General features: G+C 62.2%; 24 protein-coding genes. 8 read left to right on the top strand and 16 right to left on the bottom strand.

The features are described 5' to 3' along the window. Positions 1 to 7 precede the first annotated feature (7 nt). The gene (locus FFI94_RS23940; RefSeq protein ID WP_138870002.1) at positions 8 to 310 is read left to right on the top strand and encodes a hypothetical protein; all 303 of its coding nucleotides are present in this window, start codon (positions 8 to 10) and stop codon (positions 308 to 310) included. A gap of 1 nt (position 311) precedes the next feature. Here the strand turns inward: FFI94_RS23940 and FFI94_RS23935 are convergent, their stop codons facing one another. From FFI94_RS23935 to FFI94_RS23915, 5 genes are all read right to left on the bottom strand, one after another. Continuing rightward, positions 312 to 1,754: an FAD-dependent oxidoreductase gene (locus FFI94_RS23935; RefSeq protein WP_138870001.1), complete on the bottom strand. Its 1,443-nt coding sequence runs from the start codon at positions 1,752 to 1,754 to the stop codon at positions 312 to 314. A gap of 67 nt (positions 1,755 to 1,821) precedes the next feature. Beyond that, positions 1,822 to 2,067 (bottom strand): hypothetical protein, encoded by a 246-nt coding sequence (locus tag FFI94_RS23930; protein ID WP_138870000.1) that lies wholly within the window; start codon positions 2,065 to 2,067, stop codon positions 1,822 to 1,824. Next, the gene (locus tag FFI94_RS23925; protein WP_138869999.1) at positions 2,067 to 2,453 is read right to left on the bottom strand and encodes a nuclear transport factor 2 family protein; all 387 of its coding nucleotides are present in this window, start codon (positions 2,451 to 2,453) and stop codon (positions 2,067 to 2,069) included. Before FFI94_RS23925 ends, FFI94_RS23930 begins: the two co-directional genes overlap by 1 nt. A gap of 136 nt (positions 2,454 to 2,589) precedes the next feature. After that, positions 2,590 to 3,090 carry a flavin reductase family protein gene (locus FFI94_RS23920; protein WP_138869998.1) on the bottom strand — a complete coding sequence of 167 codons (501 nt, stop codon included), beginning with the start codon at positions 3,088 to 3,090 and terminating at the stop codon, positions 2,590 to 2,592. Positions 3,091 to 3,260: 170 nt separating this feature from the next. Next, positions 3,261 to 4,871, bottom strand: coding sequence for a PQQ-binding-like beta-propeller repeat protein (locus tag FFI94_RS23915; protein ID WP_138869997.1), 1,611 nt, complete (start codon positions 4,869 to 4,871; stop codon positions 3,261 to 3,263). Between the two features lie 44 nt (positions 4,872 to 4,915). Between FFI94_RS23915 and FFI94_RS23910 the strand changes: the two genes are divergently transcribed. Both FFI94_RS23910 and FFI94_RS23905 read left to right on the top strand, forming a co-directional pair. Further along, positions 4,916 to 5,527 carry a TetR/AcrR family transcriptional regulator gene (locus FFI94_RS23910; RefSeq protein ID WP_138869996.1) on the top strand — a complete coding sequence of 204 codons (612 nt, stop codon included), beginning with the start codon at positions 4,916 to 4,918 and terminating at the stop codon, positions 5,525 to 5,527. Positions 5,528 to 5,600: 73 nt separating this feature from the next. After that, positions 5,601 to 6,287: a PadR family transcriptional regulator gene (locus FFI94_RS23905; RefSeq protein WP_138869995.1), complete on the top strand. Its 687-nt coding sequence runs from the start codon at positions 5,601 to 5,603 to the stop codon at positions 6,285 to 6,287. Here the strand turns inward: FFI94_RS23905 and FFI94_RS23900 are convergent. Both FFI94_RS23900 and FFI94_RS23895 read right to left on the bottom strand, forming a co-directional pair. Beyond that, positions 6,258 to 7,142, bottom strand: coding sequence for an alpha/beta hydrolase (locus FFI94_RS23900; RefSeq protein WP_260684266.1), 885 nt, complete (start codon positions 7,140 to 7,142; stop codon positions 6,258 to 6,260). The genes FFI94_RS23905 and FFI94_RS23900 overlap by 30 nt on opposite strands. A gap of 43 nt (positions 7,143 to 7,185) precedes the next feature. Further along, positions 7,186 to 8,010, bottom strand: coding sequence for an IclR family transcriptional regulator (locus FFI94_RS23895; protein WP_397495486.1), 825 nt, complete (start codon positions 8,008 to 8,010; stop codon positions 7,186 to 7,188). A gap of 215 nt (positions 8,011 to 8,225) precedes the next feature. On the opposite strand from FFI94_RS23895, the gene FFI94_RS23890 reads away from it, so the two are divergent. Then, entirely contained in the window at positions 8,226 to 9,572 is a 1,347-nt protein-coding gene (locus tag FFI94_RS23890) for an HNH endonuclease signature motif containing protein (protein ID WP_138869993.1), read from the top strand. 176 nt (positions 9,573 to 9,748) lie between these two features. On the opposite strand, the gene bphC is transcribed toward FFI94_RS23890, so the two are convergent. From bphC to FFI94_RS23865, 5 genes are all read right to left on the bottom strand, one after another. Continuing rightward, complete coding sequence (gene bphC / locus FFI94_RS23885) at positions 9,749 to 10,660, bottom strand: biphenyl-2,3-diol 1,2-dioxygenase (protein ID WP_138869992.1); 912 nt, start codon at positions 10,658 to 10,660, stop codon at positions 9,749 to 9,751. Between the two features lie 18 nt (positions 10,661 to 10,678). Then, on the bottom strand, positions 10,679 to 11,860 hold the full coding sequence (locus FFI94_RS23880) for an acyl-CoA dehydrogenase family protein (RefSeq protein WP_138869991.1): 1,182 nt from the start codon (positions 11,858 to 11,860) through the stop codon (positions 10,679 to 10,681). Between the two features lie 47 nt (positions 11,861 to 11,907). Then, complete coding sequence (locus tag FFI94_RS23875) at positions 11,908 to 13,080, bottom strand: Rieske 2Fe-2S domain-containing protein (RefSeq protein WP_138873373.1); 1,173 nt, start codon at positions 13,078 to 13,080, stop codon at positions 11,908 to 11,910. Between the two features lie 125 nt (positions 13,081 to 13,205). Continuing rightward, complete coding sequence (locus FFI94_RS23870) at positions 13,206 to 14,393, bottom strand: alpha-hydroxy acid oxidase (protein WP_138869990.1); 1,188 nt, start codon at positions 14,391 to 14,393, stop codon at positions 13,206 to 13,208. A gap of 58 nt (positions 14,394 to 14,451) precedes the next feature. Continuing rightward, a complete protein-coding gene (locus tag FFI94_RS23865; protein ID WP_138869989.1) occupies positions 14,452 to 15,006 on the bottom strand; it encodes a hypothetical protein in 555 nt (184 codons plus the stop codon). Between the two features lie 289 nt (positions 15,007 to 15,295). Between FFI94_RS23865 and FFI94_RS23860 the strand changes: the two genes are divergently transcribed. The 3 genes from FFI94_RS23860 (at position 15,296) to FFI94_RS23850 (ending at position 20,028) form a co-directional block, all read left to right on the top strand. Next, entirely contained in the window at positions 15,296 to 16,120 is an 825-nt protein-coding gene (locus FFI94_RS23860) for an SDR family NAD(P)-dependent oxidoreductase (protein ID WP_138869988.1), read from the top strand. Between the two features lie 11 nt (positions 16,121 to 16,131). After that, complete coding sequence (locus tag FFI94_RS23855) at positions 16,132 to 18,345, top strand: arylsulfatase (protein WP_138869987.1); 2,214 nt, start codon at positions 16,132 to 16,134, stop codon at positions 18,343 to 18,345. Between the two features lie 108 nt (positions 18,346 to 18,453). Further along, positions 18,454 to 20,028 (top strand): AMP-binding protein, encoded by a 1,575-nt coding sequence (locus FFI94_RS23850; protein ID WP_138869986.1) that lies wholly within the window; start codon positions 18,454 to 18,456, stop codon positions 20,026 to 20,028. A 92-nt stretch (positions 20,029 to 20,120) separates the two neighbouring features. On the opposite strand, the gene FFI94_RS23845 is transcribed toward FFI94_RS23850, so the two are convergent. Together FFI94_RS23845 and FFI94_RS23840 are read right to left on the bottom strand one after the other, a co-directional pair. Next, positions 20,121 to 20,822 (bottom strand): aspartate/glutamate racemase family protein, encoded by a 702-nt coding sequence (locus tag FFI94_RS23845; protein WP_138869985.1) that lies wholly within the window; start codon positions 20,820 to 20,822, stop codon positions 20,121 to 20,123. A gap of 2 nt (positions 20,823 to 20,824) precedes the next feature. Beyond that, complete coding sequence (locus FFI94_RS23840) at positions 20,825 to 22,240, bottom strand: MFS transporter (protein WP_138873372.1); 1,416 nt, start codon at positions 22,238 to 22,240, stop codon at positions 20,825 to 20,827. Between the two features lie 274 nt (positions 22,241 to 22,514). Between FFI94_RS23840 and FFI94_RS23835 the strand changes: the two genes are divergently transcribed. Next, positions 22,515 to 23,189: a GntR family transcriptional regulator gene (locus FFI94_RS23835; RefSeq protein ID WP_138869984.1), complete on the top strand. Its 675-nt coding sequence runs from the start codon at positions 22,515 to 22,517 to the stop codon at positions 23,187 to 23,189. Positions 23,190 to 23,198: 9 nt separating this feature from the next. Here FFI94_RS23835 and FFI94_RS23830 read toward each other — a convergent pair whose 3' ends face one another. Beyond that, positions 23,199 to 23,867: a response regulator gene (locus FFI94_RS23830; protein WP_138869983.1), complete on the bottom strand. Its 669-nt coding sequence runs from the start codon at positions 23,865 to 23,867 to the stop codon at positions 23,199 to 23,201. Then, positions 23,864 to 25,522, bottom strand: a complete 1,659-nt coding sequence (locus FFI94_RS23825) for an ATP-binding protein (RefSeq protein WP_260684264.1) — start codon at positions 25,520 to 25,522, stop codon at positions 23,864 to 23,866. Before FFI94_RS23825 ends, FFI94_RS23830 begins: the two co-directional genes overlap by 4 nt. Positions 25,523 to 25,602: the final 80 nt, after the last annotated feature.

The raw sequence follows: 25,602 nt of genomic DNA, 5'->3' as shown, positions 1-25,602 counted from the left end.
GCACACCGTGACGGAACGACGCTATCTCGAAGTGACAGTCGGCACGAACATCATCCTGGTGCTCGACCATCGCACCGTCGAGGTATTCGATCGGACCGCAGCGAGTACCAGCGAAGTATGCCGCTGGCACGTCGAACACATTGGGGTGAAGGCAAAGCCGACCAAGTCCGGCCTGAAACTCACGATCGGTAACCGGCTTGCCGACGACTCCATCGCCGTCGCAGGCGCGCGTGCTTCGCTGACGGTTCCACCGGACGACGAAGCGGCCGTGATCGCGTTTTTCGACGCGGTCAAGGCCGCCCGCTCGTAACTCAGGCGTCTGCGGCGGCCCGGGTCGCTGCATGGGCACCGGCAACGCGACCGAACGCGAGGGCGTCGGCGATGTGGAATCCACCGTCTTTGGCTGCGCTGTACGTGGAGCTGACAGCGCCTGCCGCATAGAGCCCGGCAATCGGATTACCGGCGGTGTCGAGGACACGGGAGTGCCCGTCGCGGCGCGGTCCGCCGTTGCTCCACCCCAGCAGCGGTGGACCGGAGACGGCGTAGAACGGAGCAACAGTCACTGGAGCCAAGGTCTCCGGGGCACGGCCGAACGAATCGTCGATCCCGTCGGCACAGGCCTCGTTGTAGCGTCGCACACTCGTTTCGACGACGGCGGGATCCAGGCCCAGCTTGTCGGCGAGTTCAGCCAGTGTGTCCGCCTTGACGATCCATCCCTTGTCGATCTCGGCTTGGTTGTCTGCGCTCCACTCGTAGTCCTCGTCGAGAACCAGACGTCCGACGGGCAGTACGTCGCGGCCGGGGCTCAGCGGCCCGGCCAACCGCATGGTCTCGTCGAACACGATGTTCATCGCTCGCACCGGAAAATGTTGGTAGGAACCCTCTTTGAACACATGCCCGTGGCGCATCTCGGCCGACTCGTCGGTGAATCGGCGTCCCTCCTGGCTGAGGAACACATAGTTGTGTGCGTTCCACAATGCGAGGTAGTGCCCGGACGGGTCGTCTGCGTCGCCGGAGATTCCGGTGATGGTCATCATGTTGTTCATGTGCCACAGATCGGCGCCGACCGCCTGCGCCATGCGATGACCGTCGCCGGTTGCCGACGGTGATCCCCAGATTTTCGGGTTCTCGAGGCGTAGGTAGTCGCGGACCATGGCCGGGTTTGCCTCGAAGCCGCCGGTGGCGAGGATGACACCCCGACGCGCCTGGATCTGCGAAGTGATTCCACCCGAAACGGTTTCGACTCCGATCACCGCTCCGGACTCGTCCGTCAGGAGTGTGGTCGCTTCGGTGTCGAAGAGCGTTGTAATGCCGCGTTCCGCGAGCGCGGAGACGAGAAATCGGTAGAGCAGTTCATTGCCCATTGCTCCGCCGATCGTGTCCATCCCTGCGTAGCAGGAACTTCCGTCGAGTTCGGTGTACTCCGCGGTGGAATGGAACTGGCCGGTCATCGACACCGGCGCATCCAGATCGCGCAGCCAGTCCGAGAGCCCGTGTGTGTTCTCGGCCCACGCGTCGATCACGTCGTCGGCGACGGGGAACGATCCGTTCAAGGAGCGCAGGAACGTCCGGGCGGCAGCGGGATCCTGGTTGACGAACCATCCACCGCCGGACAGACGAGTGTTACCGCCGGCGGTGTCAGGTCCACTCTTCTCCACGATCACCACCGATGCGCCGTCAGCGTGCGCTTGCAATGCTGCAGCCGATCCAGCAGCTCCCGAACCGATGACAATAACGTCGACAGTGTTATCCATGTCACAAAGCTAGGGCGACCGAATTGCGTCGTACATGCAGCTTCCCAGTGAGCGAGAGAAGTCCGGCTCAGTACAGGGAACCGGGAACGGGGTAGCTGCGCTCGCTCATTTCGACGGCACCGGCGTCGGCAAGGTCGTTGATGGTCTCACGCAACGACGAGCACGAACGCTGCGTGTACTGGTTGTCGGATGGGCGCGCCAGTTCCGGGCACACCTGAGCGGAATCCTCGAGCCATTGCACGCTGGTGTGCGCGTTGCTGTACTTCTCGATGAGTACCCGGTTACCGCAATGACGGCAGCTGACCTGGCGCATCAGCGTGCGATCATGTCCGACGGCGCCCAGAATGCGCGCGTACTGGTGATCTTGGCGTTCTCGTCGAAGGTCATCACGTCGATGGGGGAGACCTCGTAGATCTTGTCACCCATCGGTGTGACGACGCGGAAATGGAACGCTGCACTGGAACCACTGACACGCAGGGTCAGGAGTTCGATTTCCTGCGTGCGACCCTCGAGAGCGCCGAAGAATGCGGCAATAGCCTCGCGGCCGGTGACCGGTGTGCTGCCCACAGGATCCTCGAGAGTCCCGTTTTCGGCGTACAGGGCAGCGATGTCTGCGCTCGATCCGCGAGAAACCGCGTCGAGGTACGCGGTGACGGTCGCTGTGATCGCGGCGGTGGTATCAGTTTCGATAGTGGTCATCGACGTAATCCGATCAGTTGTGTCCCGGTGAAGTCGGCCGTGGGTGCCGACTTCACCGGACGCTATCGCTTGTGATCGCCACTATCGGTGATCTCTCCCACGCAGCGGGACGCCTGAGTTCGAAACGCCTGGCTGGTTACGCGTCGAAGCGACCGAAACCGCCACGGTAGAAGAGCAGCGGGCCGTCGTGGCGCAGCACGGTCAGATCCGTGATGCGCGCAATGACGATGGTGTGATCGCCGGCATCGTGCTCGTTTTCGATGGTTGCTTCGATCCGGGCCAGAGCGCCGTCGAGGGCAGGCGCGCCGTTGGTGCCAGCTTCCCAGTCGACGCCACTGAACTTGTCAGTGCCGCCGCGAGCGAAAGCCGAGCACATGTCCTTCTGATCGTGCGCAAGAACGTTGATGCAGATGGACCCCGCTTCGCGCAGCTTCGGCCAACTCGTCGACGTCTTGGCCGGGCAGAAGGAGAGCAACGGCGGATCGAGAGAGACCGAGACCAAGGACTGGCACGTGAATCCGAGTGGGGACTCACCGTCATGGGCTGTGATCACTGTGACGCCGGTGCAGAAGTTGCTCATCACGTCGCGCAGTGTGCGCCCGTCCAGCGCCGACGGTGCGGCATTTTCTACGGACATGTGTTTCTCCTCGATCAAAGCTCTGCAAACAGGGTGTCGGTCCCTACGATGTGGGGCATTGACGACGTAATCCAGCGCCAGTCCCACTCAATGGCCGCGAACACGCCCCTGTCGGGGATCGCACCTTCCCTGGTGGCCTCGGCACTCCCGCTGAGTAGAAGGTGCCTGCTCTACTTGTTCGGGATGAAACCGTCGAGTCCGCCGGACGGTGCGATCAATTCGAGTCCGTCTGGCAGCGTCGGGTTGATCATCGGCGCGAGTGGCGCAACGGCCGTCGACGTCATGACGCCCAAGGTCGAGAAGATTCGCCCGTCGGGAGTGACGGCCAGGATCCCTTCGGTGGTATCGGTGGCGAAGCCGATGTTGCGCATTCCCTTTCCGGTGACCGGATCGATGTCGACGATGGCGGACTTCACCGGCACCGAGACGGGGTAGCCCTGAATCGGGACGTCGTAGCCGTAGAAGACTTCGATCAGAATCGAGCCGTTCACGACCGTCGGGTTGCCGTTGCCACGCACGACGGGTGCGCCGTACACGTCGCTGACCGGGAGCGTCGCATTGGTCAGCTCGCTGAGATCGGCGTCCCAGAGCTTTGCGCCGGCGGCACTGTATGCGGAGAGGACACCGGGATTGGTGAGTGCGTAGATCGATCCTCGGGCGTCGACGGCCACTGCGGCAGCAGCAGCGCCCGACGGTGCATTCCAGAGTTCCTTGCCGGACGCGGCGTCGAACGCATAGAGGAGTCCTTCGTCGTCACACGTGTAGACGGTTTTTCCGTCGGGTGAGATAACGGGGCTCGAACCGCTGCCAGGGCCCATCTGCGCCGCGAACGCAATGGAAATCGAGCCGGGGGCACCGTTCTTCGGCGGGACGACATCGAGGCCGTAGAGCGCGCCCTTGTCCTCTTCCTTGTCAGTTGCCGCGACGTAGACGCGTCCGGTCACCGAGTCCACGGCCGGAGTGTTCGCGCTCTGGACTATGCCGCCCATGATGATCTGGAAAATGGGATCTTTGATCGCCGGGTCCATCATTCCACCGGCCCACATGTTCGGGGACATCGGAGTTTTTGTGTGCCGCTTGGCTATTGAGCCGGGGAGCTGGAACACGGGTGCGCGCAGCTCGCCGGTGGCCCGGTCCGCGACAATCACCTGCCCGAACACGGTGGTGCCGAAAACCGCGCCGTCCTTCGTGAAAGCCGCTGTGACAAAGGGGTTGATCGCCCGTGATCCGTCGGCGAAGGGGTTGGGGCTTGGCGCTGCGGGGAGGTCGATGACCCAGCGCAGCACGCCGTCGCTGGTGTACGACCACAGTTGATCTGCGTCGCTGACAAAGATATTGCCGTCTTTGTCGATGATGGGGGAGGAGATGATCGCGGCCGAGTCGACGCCGTTCTTGCCGGTCCAGGCCGGGGTCTCCCAGACGACGGTGCCGAACTTGTCGAGAACGTGGAGGTTGGAGTTGCCCTCGGCCTTGCCGGTGGTGATGGCCAGGTTTCCGTTGGGCAGCATCGTGGGAGCGGTGAGAATCGACGCGCCTTGCAGAGCTGTCCACCGGGTGTAACTCTGCGCTGGTTCGACGCCGAGTTGTTGGCGGCGATTGCCCGAATCGCCGTGCAGAGTAACCCACCCTGTGTCGGCGTAGACGGATGTGTCGGGGTCGAGGCTTCCACCGGCGCTGCCGATACTGCCGGTGCTGCTTCCGAATCCTGTTGCCAGCACCGTAGTTGCAGCAAAGAGTAGGGACCCGAACTTGGCCGGGGTCATCGATCTCAGAGGACTCATTAATACTCCTTATTAGTAGTAATCGGAAAGGTACACTAAGCGCCATGAGTACGGGAGAGCTCTCGACCAAACAAAAACTCCTCGAAGTGGCAGAAGAACTCTTTGCCACGAAGGGGATCGAGGCGACCCTGGTCGGTGACATCGTTCAGGGTGCGGGCCAACGCAATCCGTCGGCATTGCGGTATCACTTCGGATCCCGCGAAGGCATACTCCAAGCGATTCGCGAGAAGTATCTGGTGCAGTTGGAGGCTCGTCGAACCGCGATGCTGGCAGCTTGGCCGGAAACGGCTACCCCGCGCGAATGTGTGGAACTGATCGTGGTGCCGCTGTGCGCGATGCTCGCCGGCGAAGCGGGCCGCAGATACCTGCGCATTCTCGGCCAAACCATCTACCAACTCGAACCGGAGCAGATCGACCAGGTTCCGCCGAGCTACCCCAGCCTCGTGCGCTCCATCGAGGTGTTGCGTGAATCCATCGGTCACCTGCCCGCTCCGGTGGTGGACGAGCGAGTGCGCGGTGCGATTCTGCTTGCCACCGCAATGCTTGCCGTCCGGGCACGTGATCTGACCGGACGCCGCCGATTGCCTCTCTCTGCGGCAGATTTTCAAGCGAACGTCATCGACATGACAACGGCAGCCTTGACCGCCAAGTCGTGAAACTCTCCCGCTGGGCGGGCACCTGGGTTTGTGATGCACCAACACCAGGTCACCGATTGTTAGACTTTCGTCCGTGTCCGCACCCGAAGATGTATCCAGAGGACTTCCCGCAACAAGTTGGGCGGTCCTCGGGATGCTCACGTTCGGGGAGGAACTGACCGGCAACGATCTCAAGAAATGGGCCGATTGGAGCGTCGGGTTCTTCTACTGGAGCCCGTCCATCAGTCAGGTGTACGCCGAGCTCAAGAAACTCGAGGGAATCGGGTTCGTGGAATCGCGTGTCGTGTCCGAACCCGGTGTGCGAGGCCGCCGCCTGTACGCGATCACCGAATCCGGAACCGACGCAGTGCGCACGTGGTCGCGGGAAGCGCCTGTAGAGGTTCCAGTGCTCAAACACGGTGTCATGCTTCGCCTCTGGATGGGGCATCTCAACGACCCCGCACGACTCAAGGCACTCGTCGGCGCTCACATCGCCAATGTCGAAGAGCAACTGCGGCGCGCGGAACTTCACGCTGACCACGCAGACAACGAGCCTGCGTGGTCGTACCCCGTCATGACCTTGCGGTGGTCAGTGCGCTACTTCCGTGCTGAAATCGACCTTGCGCGTGGGTTACTCGACGATATCGACCGGGCGTCCGAAGAATTTGCGAAGGTATCCGAACGCGACCGGCTGGGATCGCCGCTCCCGATGACTCCCGGCCGATGGAAGAACATCGAAGATCATGTCGTCTCACTCACCCAGAGCCAGCACAATATCTGAGTAGAGAGTTTGCAGAGCCGCTGTGGTGATGGGGAGCGACGCGATGGTCATGAATCCGTGGAAGATGTGCTCGTAGTGGCGGTGAATCACGCGCACACCACTGTCGGTGAGTCGACGCCCGAAATCCTCACCCTCACTGCACAAAGGGTCGCGGCCGGCAGTGATCAGGATGGTGGTGGGTAAGCCACTGACCTTTGCCTCCGGTCCGAGTTCGGAGAACCCGGACGGTGAATACTGCGCCCAGTACCACGTCATCGCAGCGCGCGTGTTGAACCAGCCCTCGGCAAACTCCCGATACGACGGCGTCTCGAAATCGGCATCGATCACGGGATAGATCAAGACCTGCGCTGCCACCGCCGGCCCGCCTCGATCACGGGATATCAGCGACGCCACCGCAGCCAAATGCCCACCGGCGCTGTCCCCGGCAACGATCAACCGTTCGGGATCGGCGCCGAACTCCGCGGCGTGCTCGGCTGCCCAGCGCAGTGCCGCGTACACGTCTTCCGCGGCGGCCGGCGACTGGTGCTCGGGTGCAAGTCGGTAGTCGACTGACATCACCACCGCAGAGGCGCCGTTGCACAGCGCCCGGCAGATGCCGTCGTGGCTGTCGAGATCGCAGAAGACAAATCCGCCGCCGTGCGCGAATACGATGACAGGAGTATCGGATTGGGTCTTCGCGGGCCGATAGATCCGAACCGGAATCAGGCCGCCGGGGCCGGGAATTTCCACATTTGTCACCGAGCCCACAGCTTCGGGATTCTCGACCGGCTGGCGGCGAGCGGCAACAGCGGCGCGGGCCTGCGCACCGTCCATCAACTCCACCGCCGGGAACCCGGCATTGAGTGTGTCAAGCATGGTGCGCGAGGCGGGATCGAGCTGTTCACGACAATCTGTCATGTCACGCCCGGGCAGCGGTGGGCAGGTTGCGCAGCAGCTGCCGGCGCTGCAAAGTTGGTGTGACGCTGTGTGATCCGCCGTCGATGGCGCGCCAGATCGCGGACGCAGCCATGCGGACGGGCGCTGCGCTGATGTGATCATTGCGCAACGCCTTCGTCGGGCCACAAATCGAGACCGCTGCAATGGCCTGTCCCGGCAATCCGATCGGAGCGGCCAGACAGCTGAAGCCGGCCAACCCGGTTCCACTTTCGAAAGCCACACCAGCCTCGCGAACCCGGGTGAGCTGGGGATGCGTCGCGGGGTGGGGGTGTGTCGCGGCGTGGGGCGGGGCAAAAGCAAGCAGCGCCTGACCGAGCGCGGTTGTGGGGGCATGACGCCGTTCTCCGACGCGCGTCGGGACAGCGGCAGCCAGGCGTCCACCGATCTTCTCGAGGTACACCACATCTGGACCGTCGAGAATGCCGAGGTGAACAACAAAACCAGTGACGCGATACAGCTCGTGCAGAAGCGGCAACGCCGCAGTGTGCAGGCGATCCTGGTGGACGGCGAGAGAGCCCAGCTCGACCAGACGCATCCCGAGTTCGTAGTCACGGCCGTCGCGTCGCAGCCACCGCATCGAGACAAGCCGCTCGAGCAAGCGATGGGCGGACGACCGTGGAAGGCCGGTGCGGCGAACAATCTGAGCGAGCGTCAGGCGGCCCGGACCATCGAAGGTGTCGAGGACAAGTGAGACGCGATCGAGAACAGCAGTGGGAGTCGAGTCAACTCCCAGGTCAACAGACTCCAGCTTCATAATCGTCGCTTCGGACTCCAGTGCCATAGTCATCGCGTCCATCACTCCTCTTCGATGAAATTCCGTGAACTGGCTATTTCAATTAGAAATAGTGTCATATGGCTCGCCATTTGTGAAGTGAATCACGAAAGTCCCTGCATCTGGGGTTGCGGTGCATGTGCACGACGGTTCGGCAGCGGATGTGCCCGATATGTCTCTTGATTCGAATGGGTGTTCGAGTATAATTAGGTCAAGGGTGGGGAGGCCTGATGACTATAGTGAGCGATTCAATTGCGGTGGGGGATGTTGTAGCCGGTTCGGCTGTGGGTGTGCGTGGCAGGTTGTGGCAACTGAGTCCGGCTGAGGTTCGGGACGTGGCTGTCAGTGCATCTGCGGAAATTCTTCGGTTGGAAGCGATTCGAGTGGCGGCGGTCGACGAGCTGGCCCTGAATTCAGATGAGCCGGTGCTGTGTTACCGGGGTGTGGGTCGGTGGTTGGCGGCCAATACGATGCTGCAGAATGCGGCCGGTAACAAGATCGCTGCTCTCGGTGCTGCACTGCGGGTGTTCCCGGATATTGCTGCGCAGTTCGAGGCGGGTGATCTTTCGCTCGATCATGCGGCGTTGATCGCCGCGTTCTGCGAGTCTCCACCGAAGGGGATGCCGGACATCGCGTTAATGCCAAGTATGAAAACCCTTCTTGCCGCCGCATCCGGGGTAGAGGCTACGACTGTCAAGGTGCGGTATGCGATTGCGGTTTTGGAGCGGATTTTCGAATCCGACGAGCCCCCGCCCGGTGAGGATAATGATCTGAATGTGTTGCGGATCGCGCCGACGTTGAATGGTCGGGTGGTCATCAAGGGTGATTTCGATGCGTTAACCGGCGAAATGTTGTTGTCTGCGCTGTCGGGGTTGTCGATGCCGAAACCGGCTGCGGACGGGACGCCGGATGCGCGGTCGGCAGCGAAACGTACCGCCGATGCGTTCACGGAACTCATTCGCCGGTATTTGGACAATGCTGTCACCGGTGTGGATGGTGGTCAGCGTCCGCATGTGAATGTGCACATCACCGCGAAAGACCTTGCGGAGCATCGCGAATGCGCCACCGTGCGAGTCGACGATGACGCGCCTGATGTCGACGACGAGTCTGTGTTGGAGGATCTGGATGTCGGATACATGCCGTGGATGGGTCCGCTGAGTGTGAGCAAAACCCGGATGCTCGCGTGCGACTGCATGCTCTCCACCGTCCTGATGGACGGCAAGGGTGCACCCCTGGATGCGACTCCACTCAAACGTCTCGTCACGGCCGAACAACGTATCGCGTTGATTGCCCGGGACAAGGGCTGCGCCTTCCCGAACTGCGATGCGGTCCCGGCGTGGTGCGACGCGCACCATATAAAACCGTGGTCGACGGGCGGTTTGACGGTGATGGACAACCTCGTGTTGCTCTGTCGGGGCCACCATACGTTGATGCACAGCACGTCTGGGTTCCGCGGAATCTGGGAAATCAAGATGGGCTCCGATCACAAACCCTGGTTCATCCCACCGTCGGCGATCGACCCGAAACAACGCCGCCGACGCTCCACCACCCGCCAGGGACCAGTCCACCGAGACTGAATTAGGCCCTGCCGGAAGCACATACCGCGCCTGAGCTTCGCATCACCAGCCAGCCGATGCGAAGCCCACACCCATGCCCGCGACATCCGGGCACAAGAAACCCGGGTACAAGAAAAGGGCTTGCGCATGTGCGCAAGCCCTCTTCCGGTGAAACTCAAGCCAGGTGCCTGGCGAACTTACATCGCGGCCAGCGGCTCGCTGCCGGACCAGTCATGGCCCCAGTAACTGTCGGCGGTGATTTCCTCTGCCGAATACGAGTTCTGGTCCACCGTCATTCCCTCGGTGCCGAATTCGATGTCCCAGCCGCCTGGTGCCCGGACGTAGAACGAGACCATCTTGTCGTTCGTGTGCCGGCCCAGGGTGGAGGACACCGAGAAACCGTCCTTCACAACCCGATCGAGAGCCTGCCCGACGGCGTCGAGGGTGTCCACCTCGACCATGATGTGGATCAAACCGGGTGCGCCGCCGTGCGGAGCGGGGCACAGTGCCAAGCTGTGATGGCGTTCGTTGACTCCGAGGAAGCGGATGCGCAGGGGTCCGAACTCCGGCGGCGCGGGCAGGCGGAACGCGCCACGCGGATAGAAACCGAGAACGTCGGTGTAGAAATCGAAGCTCGCTGCGCTGTCCATGACCGGGAGCACAACGTGGCCGAGGCCCTGTGATCCCGTGACAAAGCGAGAACCGAACGGTGTCACTACCGGGCTGTGATCGAGGATCGCGCCGTGGAAGACTTCCACCGTTGCGCCGCCGGGATCGGTGAAGGTGATGACCTCTTCGACTCGGCGTGCGTCGGCCTCGGCGAGGGGAAGTTGTTCGACCTCGGTGCCGAACTTCTCGAGTGCGGCCTGGACGCGTCGTAGTGCGTTACGATCGGCGACCTCCCAACCGATGCTGACGATCTCGTCGCGCTCGCCTTCGACGACAACGATGCGGGCCGCACGCTCGTCGAGACGCAGGTACAGCGCGTTCTCGTCCGGTCCGCTGCCCTTGGCGAAGCCCAGAACGTCGAATGCAAAAGTGCGCCAACGTTCCATGTCGTTGGTGGAGATCTTGACGTAGCCAAGTCCCTTGATGTCGGTGTGCGTCATCGTGTGTTGTTCCTTAGGTCAGATCATCGCCCGCAGCGGGCCCTGCGGATCGGCGCCGAGGCGGCTGAGGGAGGCAGCGTGGAATACGGTGCCGGGGACGTGGATTGCGTGATGCTGACCGGCATGGGCGTCGCGCCAGAAGCGCTGCAATGGCTTGTCCATGCGCAGGGCGTTGCCGCCGCAGCGCGGGTAGACCTGATCGATGGCATTGATGGCGCGCCACGCGGCCTGAACCTGGGTCTGTCGCCCTTCGGCACGCTGTTCGAACGTCACTTCCTTGCCGGCGTCCACGCGATCCCACATGCGATCTACGTTGGCCAGTAGCGTGTCTCGCGCCGCGCGAATATCGGCTGTTGCCTGGCCGATGGCGAAGAGCGTGTACGGATCATCCTTGATCGCGGTGCCCTGGGCGTTGATGCGATCAGCCTGGTATTCGTTGGCGTGGAACAGCATTCCCTCGCAGATACCGATGGTCGCGGCGGTGATCCCGAGTGGGAACATGTTCGACCACGGCATCAGGTACAGCGTCTCCGTGCGTCCGTACTTGCGAACAGCGGTACCGTCGATGACCTCGTCGCAATCCATGACGCGGTAATCGGGAACGTACGCGTCCTTGACCACAAGATCTTTCGATCCCGTGCCGCGCAAACCCATGACGTCCCACGAGTCTTCGATGATTTCGTAGTCGGTGCGCGGAATGATCACGTGCAGCATTCGGGGCGGCATCTCCATGTTGCCGTCCTTGTCGCAGGCCATCGCGCCGAGGAACGCCCAGTCACAATGGTCGGTGCCGGAGGAGAACTGCCAGCGGCCCGAGAACTTGTACCCACCGTCGGTGGGAATGCACATACCGCCGGGCATGTACGGCGAGGCCATCCAGGTATCCGGATCGGAACCCCAGATTTCCTGCTGAACCTTCGGATCGGCAAATGCCAACTGCCACGGGTGGACTCCGACAATTCCGTGGACCCATCCGGCCGACGGATTCAGCGACGCCATCCGCATCACGGTTTCCGCGAACTCGCGCGGATGCGCCTCCATGCCGCCGTATTCCTTGGGCTGCAACATCCGGATCGACCCGGCGGCCTTCATCTTCTTGGCAGTCTCGTCTGCCACCCGTCCGATTCTCTCGGCCTCGATACCTTCTTGGAAGATGTCGTCGGCCATCAAGTTGATCTGCTCGAGCACTTCGTAACTCATGGTCACCCTAGGTTGTGTCGTGTGTTCTGTGTGTCGTGAGGACTTGGTCAGGATGTGGTCTGAGGCGCCTGGGCTTCCCGGGCCGCTACGTTCTCGGCGACTTCCTGCTTCCAGCTCGCCACCGCTCGGGTGGTGTCGATCTCGAACTCGAAGCGCTTGGTCATGTCTTCGGTGACATTTTCGACATCGGTGTAGAACTGGTTGTACCAGCGCCGCAACTGATATACCGGGCCGTCTTCCTCGGAGAGAAGCGGATTGTCGATGGGGGCCTTGTTCTTCCAGATCTCCACGTCCTGAAGGAATCCCGTCTCGACGCCCTGCGTGAACTGAGCAGCCATGGCCGTCATGTCCTCGTCGCTCACACCGGGAAGCTTCTTGACCATCGCGCCGTACTGGAGCACAAACGCATTGTTCGAGATCGGGTAGTGGCAGTTGATCAGAACCGTCTCGATGACCTGTCCGTTGGCTTCGCTCTTGAGCCAGTCGATCATGTACGACGGACCGAAATACGATGCATCGGAACGGAGAACAGCATTGGGATCGCCGTAGTTGGTGCCGCTGATGACGTCCTCACGCCCCACCGATTCCATGTACTGGGTGGCTACGTGACCTTCGAAGATGTTCTTGAAATAGCGGGGGAACGAGTAGTGGATGTAGAAGAAGTGGGCCATGTCCACGACGTTGTCCACGATCTCGCGGCAATGTGATCCCTCGATGGAGAGTGTGTTCCAACTCCAATCGGTCCATTCACTGCCGCCGAATCCCTCGATCTCGGGGATCGTGACCTCGGCAGGTGGGGGATTGCCCTGAGGATCGTTCCAGACGAACAGCTGGCCGTTGCGCTCGAGCGTTGTCCACGCGCGGGTCTTGGCGAGCGGCGGCACGCGTCGTGCGTACGGAATGTCCGTACATTTTCCGTTGCCGCCCCAACGCCAGTCGTGGAACGGACATGCGATCGAATCGCCCTTGACGGTGCCCTGAGCCAGGTTGCCGCCCATGTGACGGCAGTAGGCGTCGAGGATCTTGATGTCGCCCTTACTGTCGGCGAAGACAACCAGGCTGGTGCCGAAGGCATCGATCTGATGTGGCTGTCCGTCGCGATACGTCTTGCTGAGTCCGAGGCAATGCCACCCCCGAGCAAATCGCGTCGGGGGAGCCGCCGCCTCGATTTCTCGAATTTCCTCGTCTGCCGTTGTGGGTGAGTCCGTGCCGAGCGACATGTCTTCCTCCGAGCCGCGCCTGACGACGCTGTCAGTAATGTGATCCATCCCATACAACCGCCGGTATGGCCGCTCGGGATACGGGCACTCCCACTGGATGGACACTTACTTTGGGGCCGGAAGGCTCAGCCTCGTCGCATGATGTGCGAGCGATCGAGTTCGGCGATGTCACGCACGCCCATGAGCGTCAGAGTCCGAGCGATCTCCTCGCGGAAAATCTCGAGAACATGCGCGACGCCGTCCTCACCGCCAACCGCCAATCCGTACACGTACGGTCGACCGATTCCGACCGCAGTCGCTCCGAGTGCAAGCGCCTTCACCACGTCGCTGCCACGACGAATGCCACCGTCCAGGTAGACGGGAACGCCGCCGGATCCGCCCACTCGGTCGACCACCGCCGGAAGAGCTTCGAGGCTCGACAGTGCGCTGTCGAGTTGGCGTCCCCCGTGATTCGACACCACAATTCCGTCGGCACCGAGACGGACCGCAGCAGCGGCGTCGTCCGGATCGAGAATGCCCTTGACGTACATCGGTCCGTCCCACAGATCACGGATCTTCGCCAGGTCGTCCCAGCACAGTTCCGGACGCAAAAGACTGACCTGCTTCTGCGCCGATCGCACCGCGGCGGCAGCGCCGCGCTCGTCGACCAGCATGCGCGACGAGATTCGCTGGTGTTTCAGGAAGTTGTAGGCCCAGCGCGGTTTGCGGGCCGCATCGAGCGCGCGGGACGGTGAGAGGGTGGGCGGAATCCCCATGCCTCGCTTGCGTTCTCCCTCCCGGTTTCCGGGCACCGGAACGTCGACCGTCACGAACAACGCGCTGTACCCGGCATGGTGCGCGCGGTCGATGAATTTCTTCGCCAACGATTCCCCGGTACGGACACTGGTCCACGGGTAGAGCTGGAAGAAATGGTTCTCGGAGGTGGCGTCCGCGATCTCCTCCACCGTGTAACTCGATGCTGTGGAGATAACCGCGCGCGTGCCGGCGCGTTCGGCTGCCCGAGCTGCAGCACGTTCGCCGGTCCACTGGATCAGACCGGTCATTCCGGTGGGAGACAGGAAAACCGGAAGATCGAGCGCTGTGTTCCCCACTTTGGCGGTAAGCCCTTGACCTTCGTTTCCGGTCAAAACCCGAGAGCGAAGTGCCCACTTGTCGAAATCGTCGACGTTGGCGCGCAGCGTCACCTCGTCCTCGGCGCCGCCGTCGACGTACGCCCAGATCATTCCGGGCAGTGCCTTGCGGGCACGTTCGCGGTAGTCAGCGACGGTGATCGGTGACGTACGTGAGGACAGAGTGAATGCAATGGCCGGCATGGAGCCACTCAATCACCGAAGAATTGCCCGGTGACCGCGTGATCCCGCTCCGTGGAACTTATCGATCCGACCGAGCAGTTTCCGCCACAGTGACCCACGCCCTGGCTGCGGTAACGCCGGCGTCATCGGTGGCACTGACGATGAAATCGGAAACATACTCCGAGTCCTTGAGATACCGGGCGACGGCAGTGCAGGTGAACGTGAGATGCGAGGCATCGGAAACGAAGATCCGAGTGCGGAATCTGCGGACACTGTCGGCGTCGAACGCGGCGTCGACGTGCGCGGCAAGTGCGGACGAAGTGCCCTGTGCGACCGGACCTTTGATGTCACAAGAGATTCCCGACGCGTACACCTCGGCAACCAGGTGCCCGTACACGTCGCGGTAATCGATGGTCCGGGCGATCCGCGACGGACCGCCGTCGGTGGACGGGATTCGTTCGAGTGAACGGACACTTCCGACAACAGCGTCCGTGGGGCGCGGCGGGCCGAAGAACACCACGTCTTGTTCGTCTGTCGACGCGTCGATCAAGCCGGCAGATGCGTCGTACAGTGTCGAAAATGTCGGCAGCACCGCGTGCGCCAAGGGATTCTCGTCGACAAGCATTGCAGTCACGATAACCTCCGTTTCCCCCGGCCAGTCGGCCGTTCGAGTGGGTGATGGCAACGCTAGTGACCATCGCGGCGGCCACATCCTGTGCTCCCGCTGATCGGGAATTCGTGCCGAAGTGCGACGTAGTGCGGTGGAGACATGGCCGTGGTTTCGGTGGGCGAGACACCGGTGCCGATGGAATTGGGTTGTTCCACCGTGCGGGAGATGGTCTGTCGAGCGGCCCCCGCGGCCGAATAGTGTGACCCGAAATTCGACAGAGCGACGCGTCACTGCAGGTCGCGGAGGGAATGCGATGAAACTCGAAGAATTGCGCGGCGGAACAGCAGTGATCACCGGAGCCGGAAGCGGAATAGGCGAAGGTCTGGCCCGTGAAGCTGCTTCTCTCGGAATGAATGTTGTCCTGGCTGACATCTCCGCCGACCGCCTCGCCGCTGTGGCGGCCGATCTTCGGGCCGACGGAGCGCAGGTGCTGACCGTGCCGACCGATGTCACCGTCGCGTCGGACGTTGACGCACTGGCCGACGCGACCTACGCGGAATTCGGTGCCGTGACACTCCTGGCGAATAACGCCGGACTCGAATCCGTCGGGTTCACGTGGGACATACCGGCGGACGAATGGCGACGCGTCATCGACGTCAACCTGACCGGCGTTTTTCACGGCATCCGCTCGTTCGTGCCCAAGATGGGCGCCGACCCGCGGCCTTCCCACGTCGTGAACACCGTCTCGGTCGGCGGTGTGGCGATCACACCGAAGATGACGGCGTACGCGGCCTCGAAGCACGGGGTGCAAGCGCTCACCGAAAGCGTGTATCTCGAATGCGCCGAGAAGTTTCCGCAGATCCGGGTTTCGGTCTTCAGTCCGGGACAGGTTGCCACCAGGATTTTCGAGGACGTCGCGGTGCGCCCTGAATCCGGTTCGGATACCGAGTTCTGGCGGGAGAACATCAGAGAAGGCATGTCGCCGGCCGCTGCGGCGAAAATCTACTTCGATGGCCTTGCGCAGGAGGAGTTCTGGATCCTCACTCATCCTGATTCGTTCGACCGCCTGGCTGGAAAGCGGGCCGAAGTTCTGACCGGAAAACTTCGTCCGGACGCACTGTTCGACGGCCGGAACTGAAAGGTACTGCTATGACAGGCAAGGCCCCCAACGTACTGATCGTGCTGGTCGACGACATGGGATTTGGCGCCACCTCGCCTTTCGGTGGACCGATCGAGATGCCCACGGCGCAGCGACTGTCCGATCATGGTCTGAAGTACAACAGGTTTCACACCACGGCACTATGTTCGCCGACCAGAGCGTCGCTGCTGACCGGTCGAAATCCACACGCGGTGGGGTTCGGTACCGTCACCAATTTCGAAAGCGCAGACCCCGGATACAACTGTACGAGGCCGGATAGTGCTGCAACGCTGGCGATGACCTTGCTTGAGAATGGTTACAACACAGCAGCTTTCGGGAAATGGCACCAGACGCCCGGCGTCGAGACCGGACCGGCCGGGCCATTCGATCGTTGGCCGACAGGGGAGGGGTTCGAGCACTTCTACGGATTTCTCGGCGGCTCCACCGATCAGTACTACCCGGCTCTCTACAACGGCATTACTCCCGTGGACGCCCCGGCAGGTCCGGCCGAGGGCTACCACCTCTCCGAAGACCTCGCCGACCACCTTGTCGACTGGGTGCGCCACCAACAGGCGGCTGCGCCGGACAAACCGTTCTTCACGTATCTGGCTCTGGGAGCGACACATTCACCCCTTCAGGTGCCTGCGCAGTGGCGGGACAAATATGCCGGTAAGTTTGCACACGGGTGGAACCGTCAGCGCGACATCACTGTGGCACGCCAGCACGAGTTGGGCGTCGTACCGGAGGACGGACAGCTGACTGCGTGGCTTGATTTCATTCCGGAATGGGATTCGATGAGCGACGAAGATTGTCGTGCGGCGGAATTGCTCATGGAGTTGTACGCAGGTTTTGCCGAGCACACCGACGCTCAGGTCGGTCGGGTGATCGACGCGCTCGAAGCTATGGGCTCGCTCGAAAATACCCTGGTTTTCTACATTCTCGGCGACAACGGCGCGGCCGGTGAAGGCGGCATGCTCGGCACCGCTAACGAGGGAATCCTTTTCAACGGACTGCAGGACACGTCGGCACGGATCATCGCCAAGAGCGCGGAATTGGGTGGGCCGAGCACGGCTCCGCAATACCCGATCGGGTGGGCGCTCGCGATGGATACGCCGTACCAGTGGGTGAAGCAGGTCGCGTCGCACTACGGCGGCACCCGAAATCCGTTGATCGTGCACTGGCCGTCCGGAATCAACTCGGGCGGCGAGATTCGCGAGCAATGGCACTTTGTGTCCGACGTTGTTCCCACAGTGCTCGAGGCTGCGGGAATCGCTCAACCGGACATTGTCGGCGGCGTGGCACAGCAGCCGATGGACGGAGTGTCGATGCTCTACAGCTTCGACAATCCGCAGGCGCGTGATCAGCGGACCACGCAATATTTCGAGATCTTCGGCAATCGCGGGATCTACCACGAGGGCTGGGTGGCGTGTACCGCTCACCGCGTCCCGATGCAGGCGGCATCCGGCGACAAGCCCTTCGAAGATGATGTCTGGGAGCTGTACGACACCAACGCCGACTGGACCGAAGCCGTCGACCTGGCGTCGACCCGGCCGGACAAGCTCGCCGAACTTCAAGCGGTGTTCGAACGCGAGGCGGACCGAAACCAGGTCTTACTCGACAACACTCGGATGCAGCGGATGCGTAAGGGCGCGGTGAAACCGGCGCGGAGTTCGCACACCTATCCCGGATCGATGCCGCCCTTGCTGCCGGATGCGGCACCCAAACTGTTCAATCGTTCGCATGCGATCACCGCGGACGTCGAACTGTCGGAGGCTGGGCGGACCGGCGTTGTTGTGGCCCAGGGTGCGCGCGCCGACGGCGGGTGGAGTCTGTATTTGCACGACGGCGCCCTGACGTACTGCAACAACGTCGCAGATCTGCACGTGCAGCATGTTCGTAGCGGGATGATGATCGAACCCGGCCATCACGACCTTCGAATGGAACTGCACTACGAGGGCGACGGATTGGGCGCCGGCGCGCAGATCGTGCTTGTCGTGGACGGCTCCGTTGTTGCGTCGGAACGGATCGAGCGGACAACACCGTTCTACATCGGTGGAACCGGACTGCTCACAATCGGGCGATGCCACGGCGTCGCAATCAGTTCCGATTACAGCGACAGGGATCGATTTGTGGGGACGGTGCGATCCGTCCGGGTCGATCTGGATGACCTGCCGCCGCGTGAAACGGAAGCAGACCTCGCACGGATTGCGTTTGCAGTGCAGTAGGAGCCGGACCCCCTCTGGAACCTGTTCCAGTTTTGTGCGATTCTGGATAACGTATTCGTGACCGGGAGCACATCTCGATGACGGCACGCCGAGCAGAAGGAAGACCAGATGACAGACGAGTTTGCTGACCTCCACCGACCGATTTACGGTCCGGACCTGCTCATCACCGCCCTCGAACGGAACCACGACAAGCCGGCGCTGTACATCGGCGACGTTGTTCTCACCGGCGGACAGATGCGCGATCAGATCAGCTGCTTCGCCCAGGCACTCGCTTCGCTCGGAATCACGCAGGGCACCAGTACGGCGATGCTCTCCAAGAACCGTCCCGAAGTGCTCATCAGCATGGGCGCCACCATGATCACCGGTTGTCGCGCCAGTGCTCTCAATCCGATGGGCTCACTCGACGACCACAAGTACATCGTCGACGACGCCGAGATCGAGACCCTCATCTTCGACCCCAACGCTTTCGAGGACCGGGCCGCCGAGTTGACGGCGTCGTCGCCGTCGTTGACCACGATCTTGTCGATGGGCCCGTCCGAGATCGGCGTCGACATCCTGGCTCTCGCGGCAACTTTCGAGCCGGCGCCACTGAAGGCCGCGCACGTCGACGCCGAGGACGCCAGCAGCATGGTGTACACCGGCGGCACCACCGGAAAGCCCAAAGGTGTTATCGGGTCCTTCCGTTCGGGCGCGGCGCTCAACCAGATCCAGATGTCGGAATGGCAGTGGCCCGAGGAGAATCGCTTCCTCATCTGCACGCCGCTTTCCCATGCCGGTGCCGCCTTCTTCACTCCGACGCTCCTGCGCGGCGGCGCGCTGATCGTGCTGCCGGCCTTCGAGCCCGGAGCAGTTCTCGAAGCGATCGAAAAGTACAAGATCACCGCAACCATGTTGGTGCCCACCATGATCTACATGCTCATGGACCATCCGGACCTCGAGAAGCGGGACGTCTCGAGTCTGCAGACGCTCTTCTACGGTGCGTCCGCGATGTCACCGGCACGCTTGCAGGAAGGCATCAAGAAGTTCGGGCAGATCTTCTTCCAGTTCTACGGTCAGAGCGAATGCGGCATGACCATCTCGGTGCTCCGCAAAGAAGAGCATCTCGCCGACGACCCGGCCCGCCTTGCCACGTGTGGCCGTCCGGTGCCATGGCTCGACGTCCGGCTGCTCGACGACGACCTGAACGAAGTGCCGCAGGGCGAACTCGGAGAGATCTGCGTCCGAGGGCCGTTGGTCATGAAGGGGTACTGGAAGAAGCCCGCCGAAACCGCTGAAGCCTTCCGCGGCGGCTGGCTGCACACCGGCGACATCGCGCGCAAGGATGTCGACGGCTTCCTGTCCATCGTCGATCGCAAGAAGGACATGATCGTGACGGGCGGCTTCAACGTGTTCCCGCGCGAAATCGAGGACGTGATCTCCGCGCACCCGTCCGTCGCCTCCGTGGCGGTAGTGGGTGTACCGGACGACAAGTGGGGTGAAGCCGTCAAGGCCTGCGTGGTCTTGCGCGGCGGGCTCACCGTCGCCGCCGAGGAACTGGTCGAACGGGTGAAGGCGGCCAAGGGATCAGTGCACGCACCCAAGAGCATCGATTTCGTGGACAGCCTGCCGCTGACACCGCTCGGCAAACCCGACAAGAAGGCTCTGCGCGCGCAGTACTGGGAGACCAGCGACCGCGCTGTGTAGGAGTGAATGCAGTTTAGAAGTGAGCATAGTTTTCCCGGAGTGAGCAGCCCCTGCATCACGATGCAGGGGCTGCTCACTTCACAAAAACCGTGTCAGCTTCCGGTTACACTGCACTCCGGCACCCTGAACTCCGCCAGCACTTTCCGGACGGCGCTGGGAATAGGTTCGATTACCGTGGCGTCGGTGCGCAGCGAAAGTACTTGTGCGGGTTCACTCAGCGGCCCGCCGCCGATCACCACGGCGCGCGCGCCCGCCGCGACTGCCCCGTCGATCGCGTTCCCCAACTGACGGACGCTGGCAGTGGTGTCCTGCGCCAGCGCAAGGGGATCTCCCTCGGTCAACCACAGCCCGGCGTAATCGCCTGTCGGGCAATACCAGTGGACAAGATCGTTCATCGCGTCGGCGAGCAGTCCGGTGGTGGTGGCGATGGCAAAGCGTCGACCATTATGCGCGGCTTCTAGAATCGAGGCCTGGCCGATACCGATGACGGGGATCTCGATGCGAGAGCGTAGTTCTTCGGTGCCGGGATCGCCGAACGCGCTGACGATCACCGCGACCGGTTGAAACCGATCGATACCCGCCATCGCTGCGTCGACCGCCCACCGAGCAGAGTCCGCCAACGCCTGCGGTTCGACGATCATCTTCGGACCGCGCGCCGCCGTGACACCGACCGTGCGGAAACCTGTGCCGGTCAACACCGTGTTGGCCTTGGCGACCATGCGATCGGTGGTGTCGGGGTTGGTGTTCGGATTGACGAGCAGGATGGTGCGGGGGTGATCGGTATCGGTGGGCATGATCAGTCATCCTCCGGCATGGGCTGACCCACGGTTTCTCTGGGGAACTGAACGGCGATGGCGCAAACCGCGAACAGGCCGGCAAGCATCGCGAACATGGCTCCGACACCGGATGCGTCGAGAACTGCACCCGCGATCAACGGGAACAATCCGCCCGACAGTGAACCCAGGGCGAGGATGACCGACGTGGCGAGCCCGCGGATGCGCGTCGGGTACTGCTCCGGCGCAAACAGCCAGATCGTGGTGTTGAGGACGATGACGCAGAAGTTGAACAGTGCTCCGAAGATGAGGACAAGCGGCATGTTGACCGCAAAGAACCCGAACCCCAGACCGGCAACGACGCCGAAGATCGCAGCGGCGGTCAGTGTGACCTTGCGGGGCAAACGACGAGCGATCATGGCTGCTGTCAGCGCGCCGACCAACGAACCGGACTGCATGATCAGCGTGTACCACAGCGCGCTGGTGATCGACATGCCGCGCTCGGTGAGAATGACGGGGATCAGGGTCAGCATCGAGATCTGAGCCGCGTAGGACATGCACACCGCGGTGCCCAGTGCGAGTGTTGCGCGGCGATACCGCTTTCCGAACATCTCGGTCCATCGCGTGGTTTGCGTCGTGGAGACTTCTGCGACCGTCGACGCGTCGAGATACTGTTCCTGAACCTCGAGTTCGCCCCGAAGTTTGCCCTGGGCAAGGCGATTGATCACGATGTTTGCTTCGTCGATCCGTCCGGTCGCGGCAAGATAGCGCGGTGTTTCCGGCAACGCCCGGCGATAGACGACAACCGCCAAGGCCGGCAGGATCAGCACACCGAAGAGCCAGCGCCAGGCGTTGTCACCGGAGAAGACGGCAAAGACGATGACACCGAAGAGCGGAGCGAGCATATTTCCCAAACCTGCTGCGGCAACATTGATCAGGCCGACAGCGGTGCCGCGGTGCTTTGCGGAGAAGAACTCGGACAGCATGATCACGGCCGTAGCGATTTCGCCGCCCAGGCCCAATCCGACGAGGAACCGCGCACCGACGAGGACCTCGTAATTCGGTGCCAGTGCACACAGCAACGAACCAACGGCAAATACCAACAGGTTTGCGCCGAGCAGGGTTCGGCGTCCGAAGCGGTCCATCAACGCCCCGGCAAGGAGTCGGCCCAAGGCAACGGCGGTGAACGTCGCTGTGTTCAGGAGCCCGATTTGGGTTCCGCCGATTCCCCACTGTTCCTTGAGAGCGGGACCGGCGATTCCGACGGTGTTCTGCTCGATCGCGTCGAAGAAGACACCGAACAGAACCATCGCGACGATGCCGATATGGGCAGAGGTGATACCGATCTTGCTGTACGACGCCTCGATCTGGTTGCTGAGACTCGTGCGCTCGATGGGTGGTTCGCCGTGCGGTTTCGTGTGTGGATCAACAGTCACCATTGCGGTGCCTTTCGTCTGTTCGAGGACGGTAAAAAGAGCCAATTGGTATACCTGAGCTGGTTCAGGAATCTATGTCCGGTTTTCGGCGAAGCGATTGCCCGGCCGTAACAATTGTGTTTCCAAGTGCGTATATCTTGTGTGTACGACCTGCAGATTGGGGTGATCACATGGATCGAGCCAGGAGTCACATGCATAGTTGGTATACCAACGACGGTGTTTCGGTGCGCTGGATATCGTGTGGGAGAACATCGACGAAAGAGGAGCCATAACCCAAGTGGGCGCACCAGAGAGACCGGAAAGCCTGTCACGTGTTGTGTTCGACGAAATCCGGGCGCGGATTCTCGACGGCCGCCTGCGCGCAGGAGAGCCGCTACCCGAACGCGACATCAGTGCAGAACTCGACGTTTCCCGGGTACCGATCCGTGAGGCGCTTCCGCTACTGGAAGCCGCCGGTTTGGTGAAGCTGTCGAAGCGCCGGCCGGCAGTGGTCACCTTTGTCACGCGAAGCGGCGTCGACGAGTTGTACGACATCCGATCGGCGCTCGAACCGCTGATCGCGAAAAAGGCGGCTGCAGCGGTGGTTCGCGGTGCGGACGCGTCGGTGCTGATGGGGGCGCTCGAACGGGCAGGCGTCGCCCTGGACGGCGGTGATCTCGACGCATTTCACTACTCGAGTGGGCAGGTACACAAGGGAATCGAAGCGCTGGCAGGTAACACGCTGTACGTGACCATCACCGAACCGTTGCGGGAACGTAGTGAGCGACTGAACGTGGCAAACATGGAACGAGATCCCGCCAAACGCCACGGCGAGCACGTCGCCCTGGTCGAAGCCATTGCCCAAGCCGACGTCGAACTAGCTGCGGCAGTTGCCTACTCGCACGTGGAATGGGGGAGGGCACGCACCTTCGAGACGCTTTCGTCGGTGCCGGGATACGATCCGAATCAGTAGCGCTGCGTCTCAGCGTTTCCAGATGTAGCGTCGTTCCGGGCGGCCCACCACTCCGTACTTCAGAGACGTAGTGGACTGCCCGCTCGCGCACAGGTGCTCGAGGTAACGGCGAGCGCTGGCCCGTGAGATGCCGACGCGTTCGGAAATATCTGTTGCCGAGGCGGGTTCGGCTTCTCCGCGCAGTGCGTCCTCGACCAACCGCAGGGTCTCGGGGCTCAAACCCTTCGGCAAGGAGGCAGCCACGACGCCTGCTACACCGAATGCTTCGTCGACGGCGGTCTGTTCGGCTTCGCCCGCACTGTCGAGGTTCGCGTAGGTCGACCGGTACCGCTCGAGGCGATCACGGAGAACGTCGAATGTGAACGGCTTCATCAGGTAATGCACAACCCCGCTGCGTAGTGCCTTCTTCACCGAGCCTGCCTCGCGCTCGCTGGTGATCACCAGAACATCAAGCTCGGGAACCAGCTCCCGGAACGGAGCGATCAGATCGAGCCCCGTCGTTCCGGGCAGGTGGACGTCGAGAAGCACCAGATCGGGAATCAATTCTCCGACCGCGGCGAGTGCAGCCTCGGCTGAGTGGGCAACACCGCACACCTCGAAACCGTCTATCCGCGAGACAAATCCGCTGTGCACACGCGCAACCATGAAGTCGTCGTCGACTACCAGAACTCGGATCATGTGCTCTCTCCGTCATTGGAATCGGTTCGGCGCAGCACTGCCGTGAAGACCGTCCACTCGAGACCCTCCGCAGCGCGCGTGCTCACGGAGACGTCACCGCCGCGCCGCCGACAGGTCAAGCGCACCAGGGCCAAACCGAACCCGTGCCCGTCACTCGATTGTCCCTTGGTACTCCACCCCTGGCTGAACACCCGCTCGCGATTATCGGGCGTGATACCGGGGCCGGCGTCCTCGACACGCACTTCGACGGAGGTACCGAGGCTGCGAATCGACAACCGAACTGTGCGTCGAGTTGCCTCCGTCATCTCGGCGACGGCATCGACGGCATTGTCGACGAGGTTTCCGACCACCGTCGCCACATCGCGCCCGAGCGCGCGTTCGAGCGTGCCCAGATCCGAATCGTCCGACAGTTCGACTGTCACGAATCCCTGTGCCGCCGCGCCGATCTTGGCAATGACAAGAGCGGCGGTGCCCACGTCGGCGATCTTGTCGGTGACCGCCGCGCTGATCTGTGCCCGGTCCATGGTCAACCCCTCGACGTAGCCGACAACTTCGTCGTATTCGCCCAACTGGATGAGGCCCGAAATGGTGTGCAGTTGATTGTCGAACTCGTGAATGTGGGCGCGCAGAGCGTCGGTGCTGGTCTTGGTGACGTCGAGTTCTTCTTCCACAGTTCGCAATTCGGTGCGATCGCGGAACGTGGTGACCGACCCGATGGTGCGGCCTTTGGACTCGATGAGCACTGTGTTGAGAACAAGGAGCCGATCGCCGACCAGAACCAACTGATCGGATTCCGTTGTCCCGGAGGTCAGAACACTCTGCAACCGATCGTCGAGCCCCAGTTCGCGGACGTATTTCCCCGCACTGCCGTAGGCGATGTCGAGAAGTTGGTGGGCGCTTTCGCTCATGAGCACCACCCGGCCCTGGGCGTCGAAAGCGATGACTCCCTCCTTGAGGCCGCGCAGCATCGCCTCGCGGTGGCGAACCAGATCCAGGATCTCGCCCGGTTCCATGTCGAGGGTCTGCCGTTTGACCCTGCGGGCCAACAGGATCGAGCCGACCGTGCCGATTACCGAAGCAACCGCAAGATACACCAGGAGGTTCGGCGCCGACTGCAGAAGCCGAGTCCAGATCGACGGATACTCGATCCCGACTATCGCACTGCCCGTGATGGAACCCTCGGTGCCGAGAATCGGAACCTGCGCTTCGACGGCCTTGCCGGACGACGTGTCGACCAACCCCGTCTCCGAGCGGCCCTGACTCTGTGGTGCGGCAGTGCCGACGTCGCCGGGACGCGTGGAGATGACAACGGTGCCGTCCCGATCGACAAGAGAGACGTAGGTGACGCCCGAGATTGCGCGCACCGAGTCGACAGAACCCTGTAGTCCCGAGCGGATACGGGTCTGCGCACCGGGGAGTAGTTCTCGCACCGCTGGATTGGCGGCAAGCGACTCGGCCGCCGAGAGTGCTCGGCGTCCCTCCTCGCGCTGGAAACTTGCCGAAGACTGCGCAAGCGAGAGTGCGGTCACACAGACCAAAACCGCGACGACTATCAATAGTTGCAGTTCGAGAAGCTGTGTCGCCAAGGTCTGTCGTCGCCGACGGAAACGGGCGCGCAGAGGTATGCGCTCGGCCTGCACGTTTCCTGAGGACATCTGCCAGACCATAGCGCGGTAGTCGGGCGGTAGGAAAGTGGCTGTTTGTGAGCACAATGAGCACAAAGCACTTTGCGTTC

Origin of the sequence: Rhodococcus sp. KBS0724 (assembly GCF_005938745.2) — a bacterium.
Taxonomy (GTDB): Bacteria; Actinomycetota; Actinomycetes; order Mycobacteriales; family Mycobacteriaceae; genus Rhodococcus_F.
This window is presented reverse-complemented; position numbering and strand designations above follow the sequence as displayed.

What these genes read in the sequence shown, in the direction of transcription:
- FFI94_RS23935 (WP_138870001.1), bottom strand. Translation starts at nt 1,754, where the DNA reads ATGGATAACACTGTCGACGTTATTGTCATCGGTTCGGGAGCTGCTGGA.
- FFI94_RS23930 (WP_138870000.1), bottom strand. Translation starts at nt 2,067, where the DNA reads ATGCGCCAGGTCAGCTGCCGTCATTGCGGTAACCGGGTACTCATCGAG.
- FFI94_RS23925 (WP_138869999.1), bottom strand. Translation starts at nt 2,453, where the DNA reads ATGACCACTATCGAAACTGATACCACCGCCGCGATCACAGCGACCGTC.
- FFI94_RS23920 (WP_138869998.1), bottom strand. Translation starts at nt 3,090, where the DNA reads ATGTCCGTAGAAAATGCCGCACCGTCGGCGCTGGACGGGCGCACACTG.
- FFI94_RS23915 (WP_138869997.1), bottom strand. Translation starts at nt 4,871, where the DNA reads ATGAGTCCTCTGAGATCGATGACCCCGGCCAAGTTCGGGTCCCTACTC.
- FFI94_RS23910 (WP_138869996.1), top strand. Translation starts at nt 4,916, where the DNA reads ATGAGTACGGGAGAGCTCTCGACCAAACAAAAACTCCTCGAAGTGGCA.
- FFI94_RS23900 (WP_260684266.1), bottom strand. Translation starts at nt 7,142, where the DNA reads ATGCTTGACACACTCAATGCCGGGTTCCCGGCGGTGGAGTTGATGGAC.
- FFI94_RS23895 (WP_397495486.1), bottom strand. Translation starts at nt 8,010, where the DNA reads ATGACTATGGCACTGGAGTCCGAAGCGACGATTATGAAGCTGGAGTCT.
- FFI94_RS23890 (WP_138869993.1), top strand. Translation starts at nt 8,226, where the DNA reads ATGACTATAGTGAGCGATTCAATTGCGGTGGGGGATGTTGTAGCCGGT.
- bphC (WP_138869992.1), bottom strand. Translation starts at nt 10,660, where the DNA reads ATGACGCACACCGACATCAAGGGACTTGGCTACGTCAAGATCTCCACC.
- FFI94_RS23880 (WP_138869991.1), bottom strand. Translation starts at nt 11,860, where the DNA reads ATGAGTTACGAAGTGCTCGAGCAGATCAACTTGATGGCCGACGACATC.
- FFI94_RS23875 (WP_138873373.1), bottom strand. Translation starts at nt 13,080, where the DNA reads ATGTCGCTCGGCACGGACTCACCCACAACGGCAGACGAGGAAATTCGA.
- FFI94_RS23870 (WP_138869990.1), bottom strand. Translation starts at nt 14,393, where the DNA reads ATGCCGGCCATTGCATTCACTCTGTCCTCACGTACGTCACCGATCACC.
- FFI94_RS23860 (WP_138869988.1), top strand. Translation starts at nt 15,296, where the DNA reads ATGAAACTCGAAGAATTGCGCGGCGGAACAGCAGTGATCACCGGAGCC.
- FFI94_RS23855 (WP_138869987.1), top strand. Translation starts at nt 16,132, where the DNA reads ATGACAGGCAAGGCCCCCAACGTACTGATCGTGCTGGTCGACGACATG.
- FFI94_RS23850 (WP_138869986.1), top strand. Translation starts at nt 18,454, where the DNA reads ATGACAGACGAGTTTGCTGACCTCCACCGACCGATTTACGGTCCGGAC.
- FFI94_RS23845 (WP_138869985.1), bottom strand. Translation starts at nt 20,822, where the DNA reads ATGCCCACCGATACCGATCACCCCCGCACCATCCTGCTCGTCAATCCG.
- FFI94_RS23840 (WP_138873372.1), bottom strand. Translation starts at nt 22,240, where the DNA reads ATGGTGACTGTTGATCCACACACGAAACCGCACGGCGAACCACCCATC.
- FFI94_RS23830 (WP_138869983.1), bottom strand. Translation starts at nt 23,867, where the DNA reads ATGATCCGAGTTCTGGTAGTCGACGACGACTTCATGGTTGCGCGTGTG.
- FFI94_RS23825 (WP_260684264.1), bottom strand. Translation starts at nt 25,522, where the DNA reads ATGTCCTCAGGAAACGTGCAGGCCGAGCGCATACCTCTGCGCGCCCGT.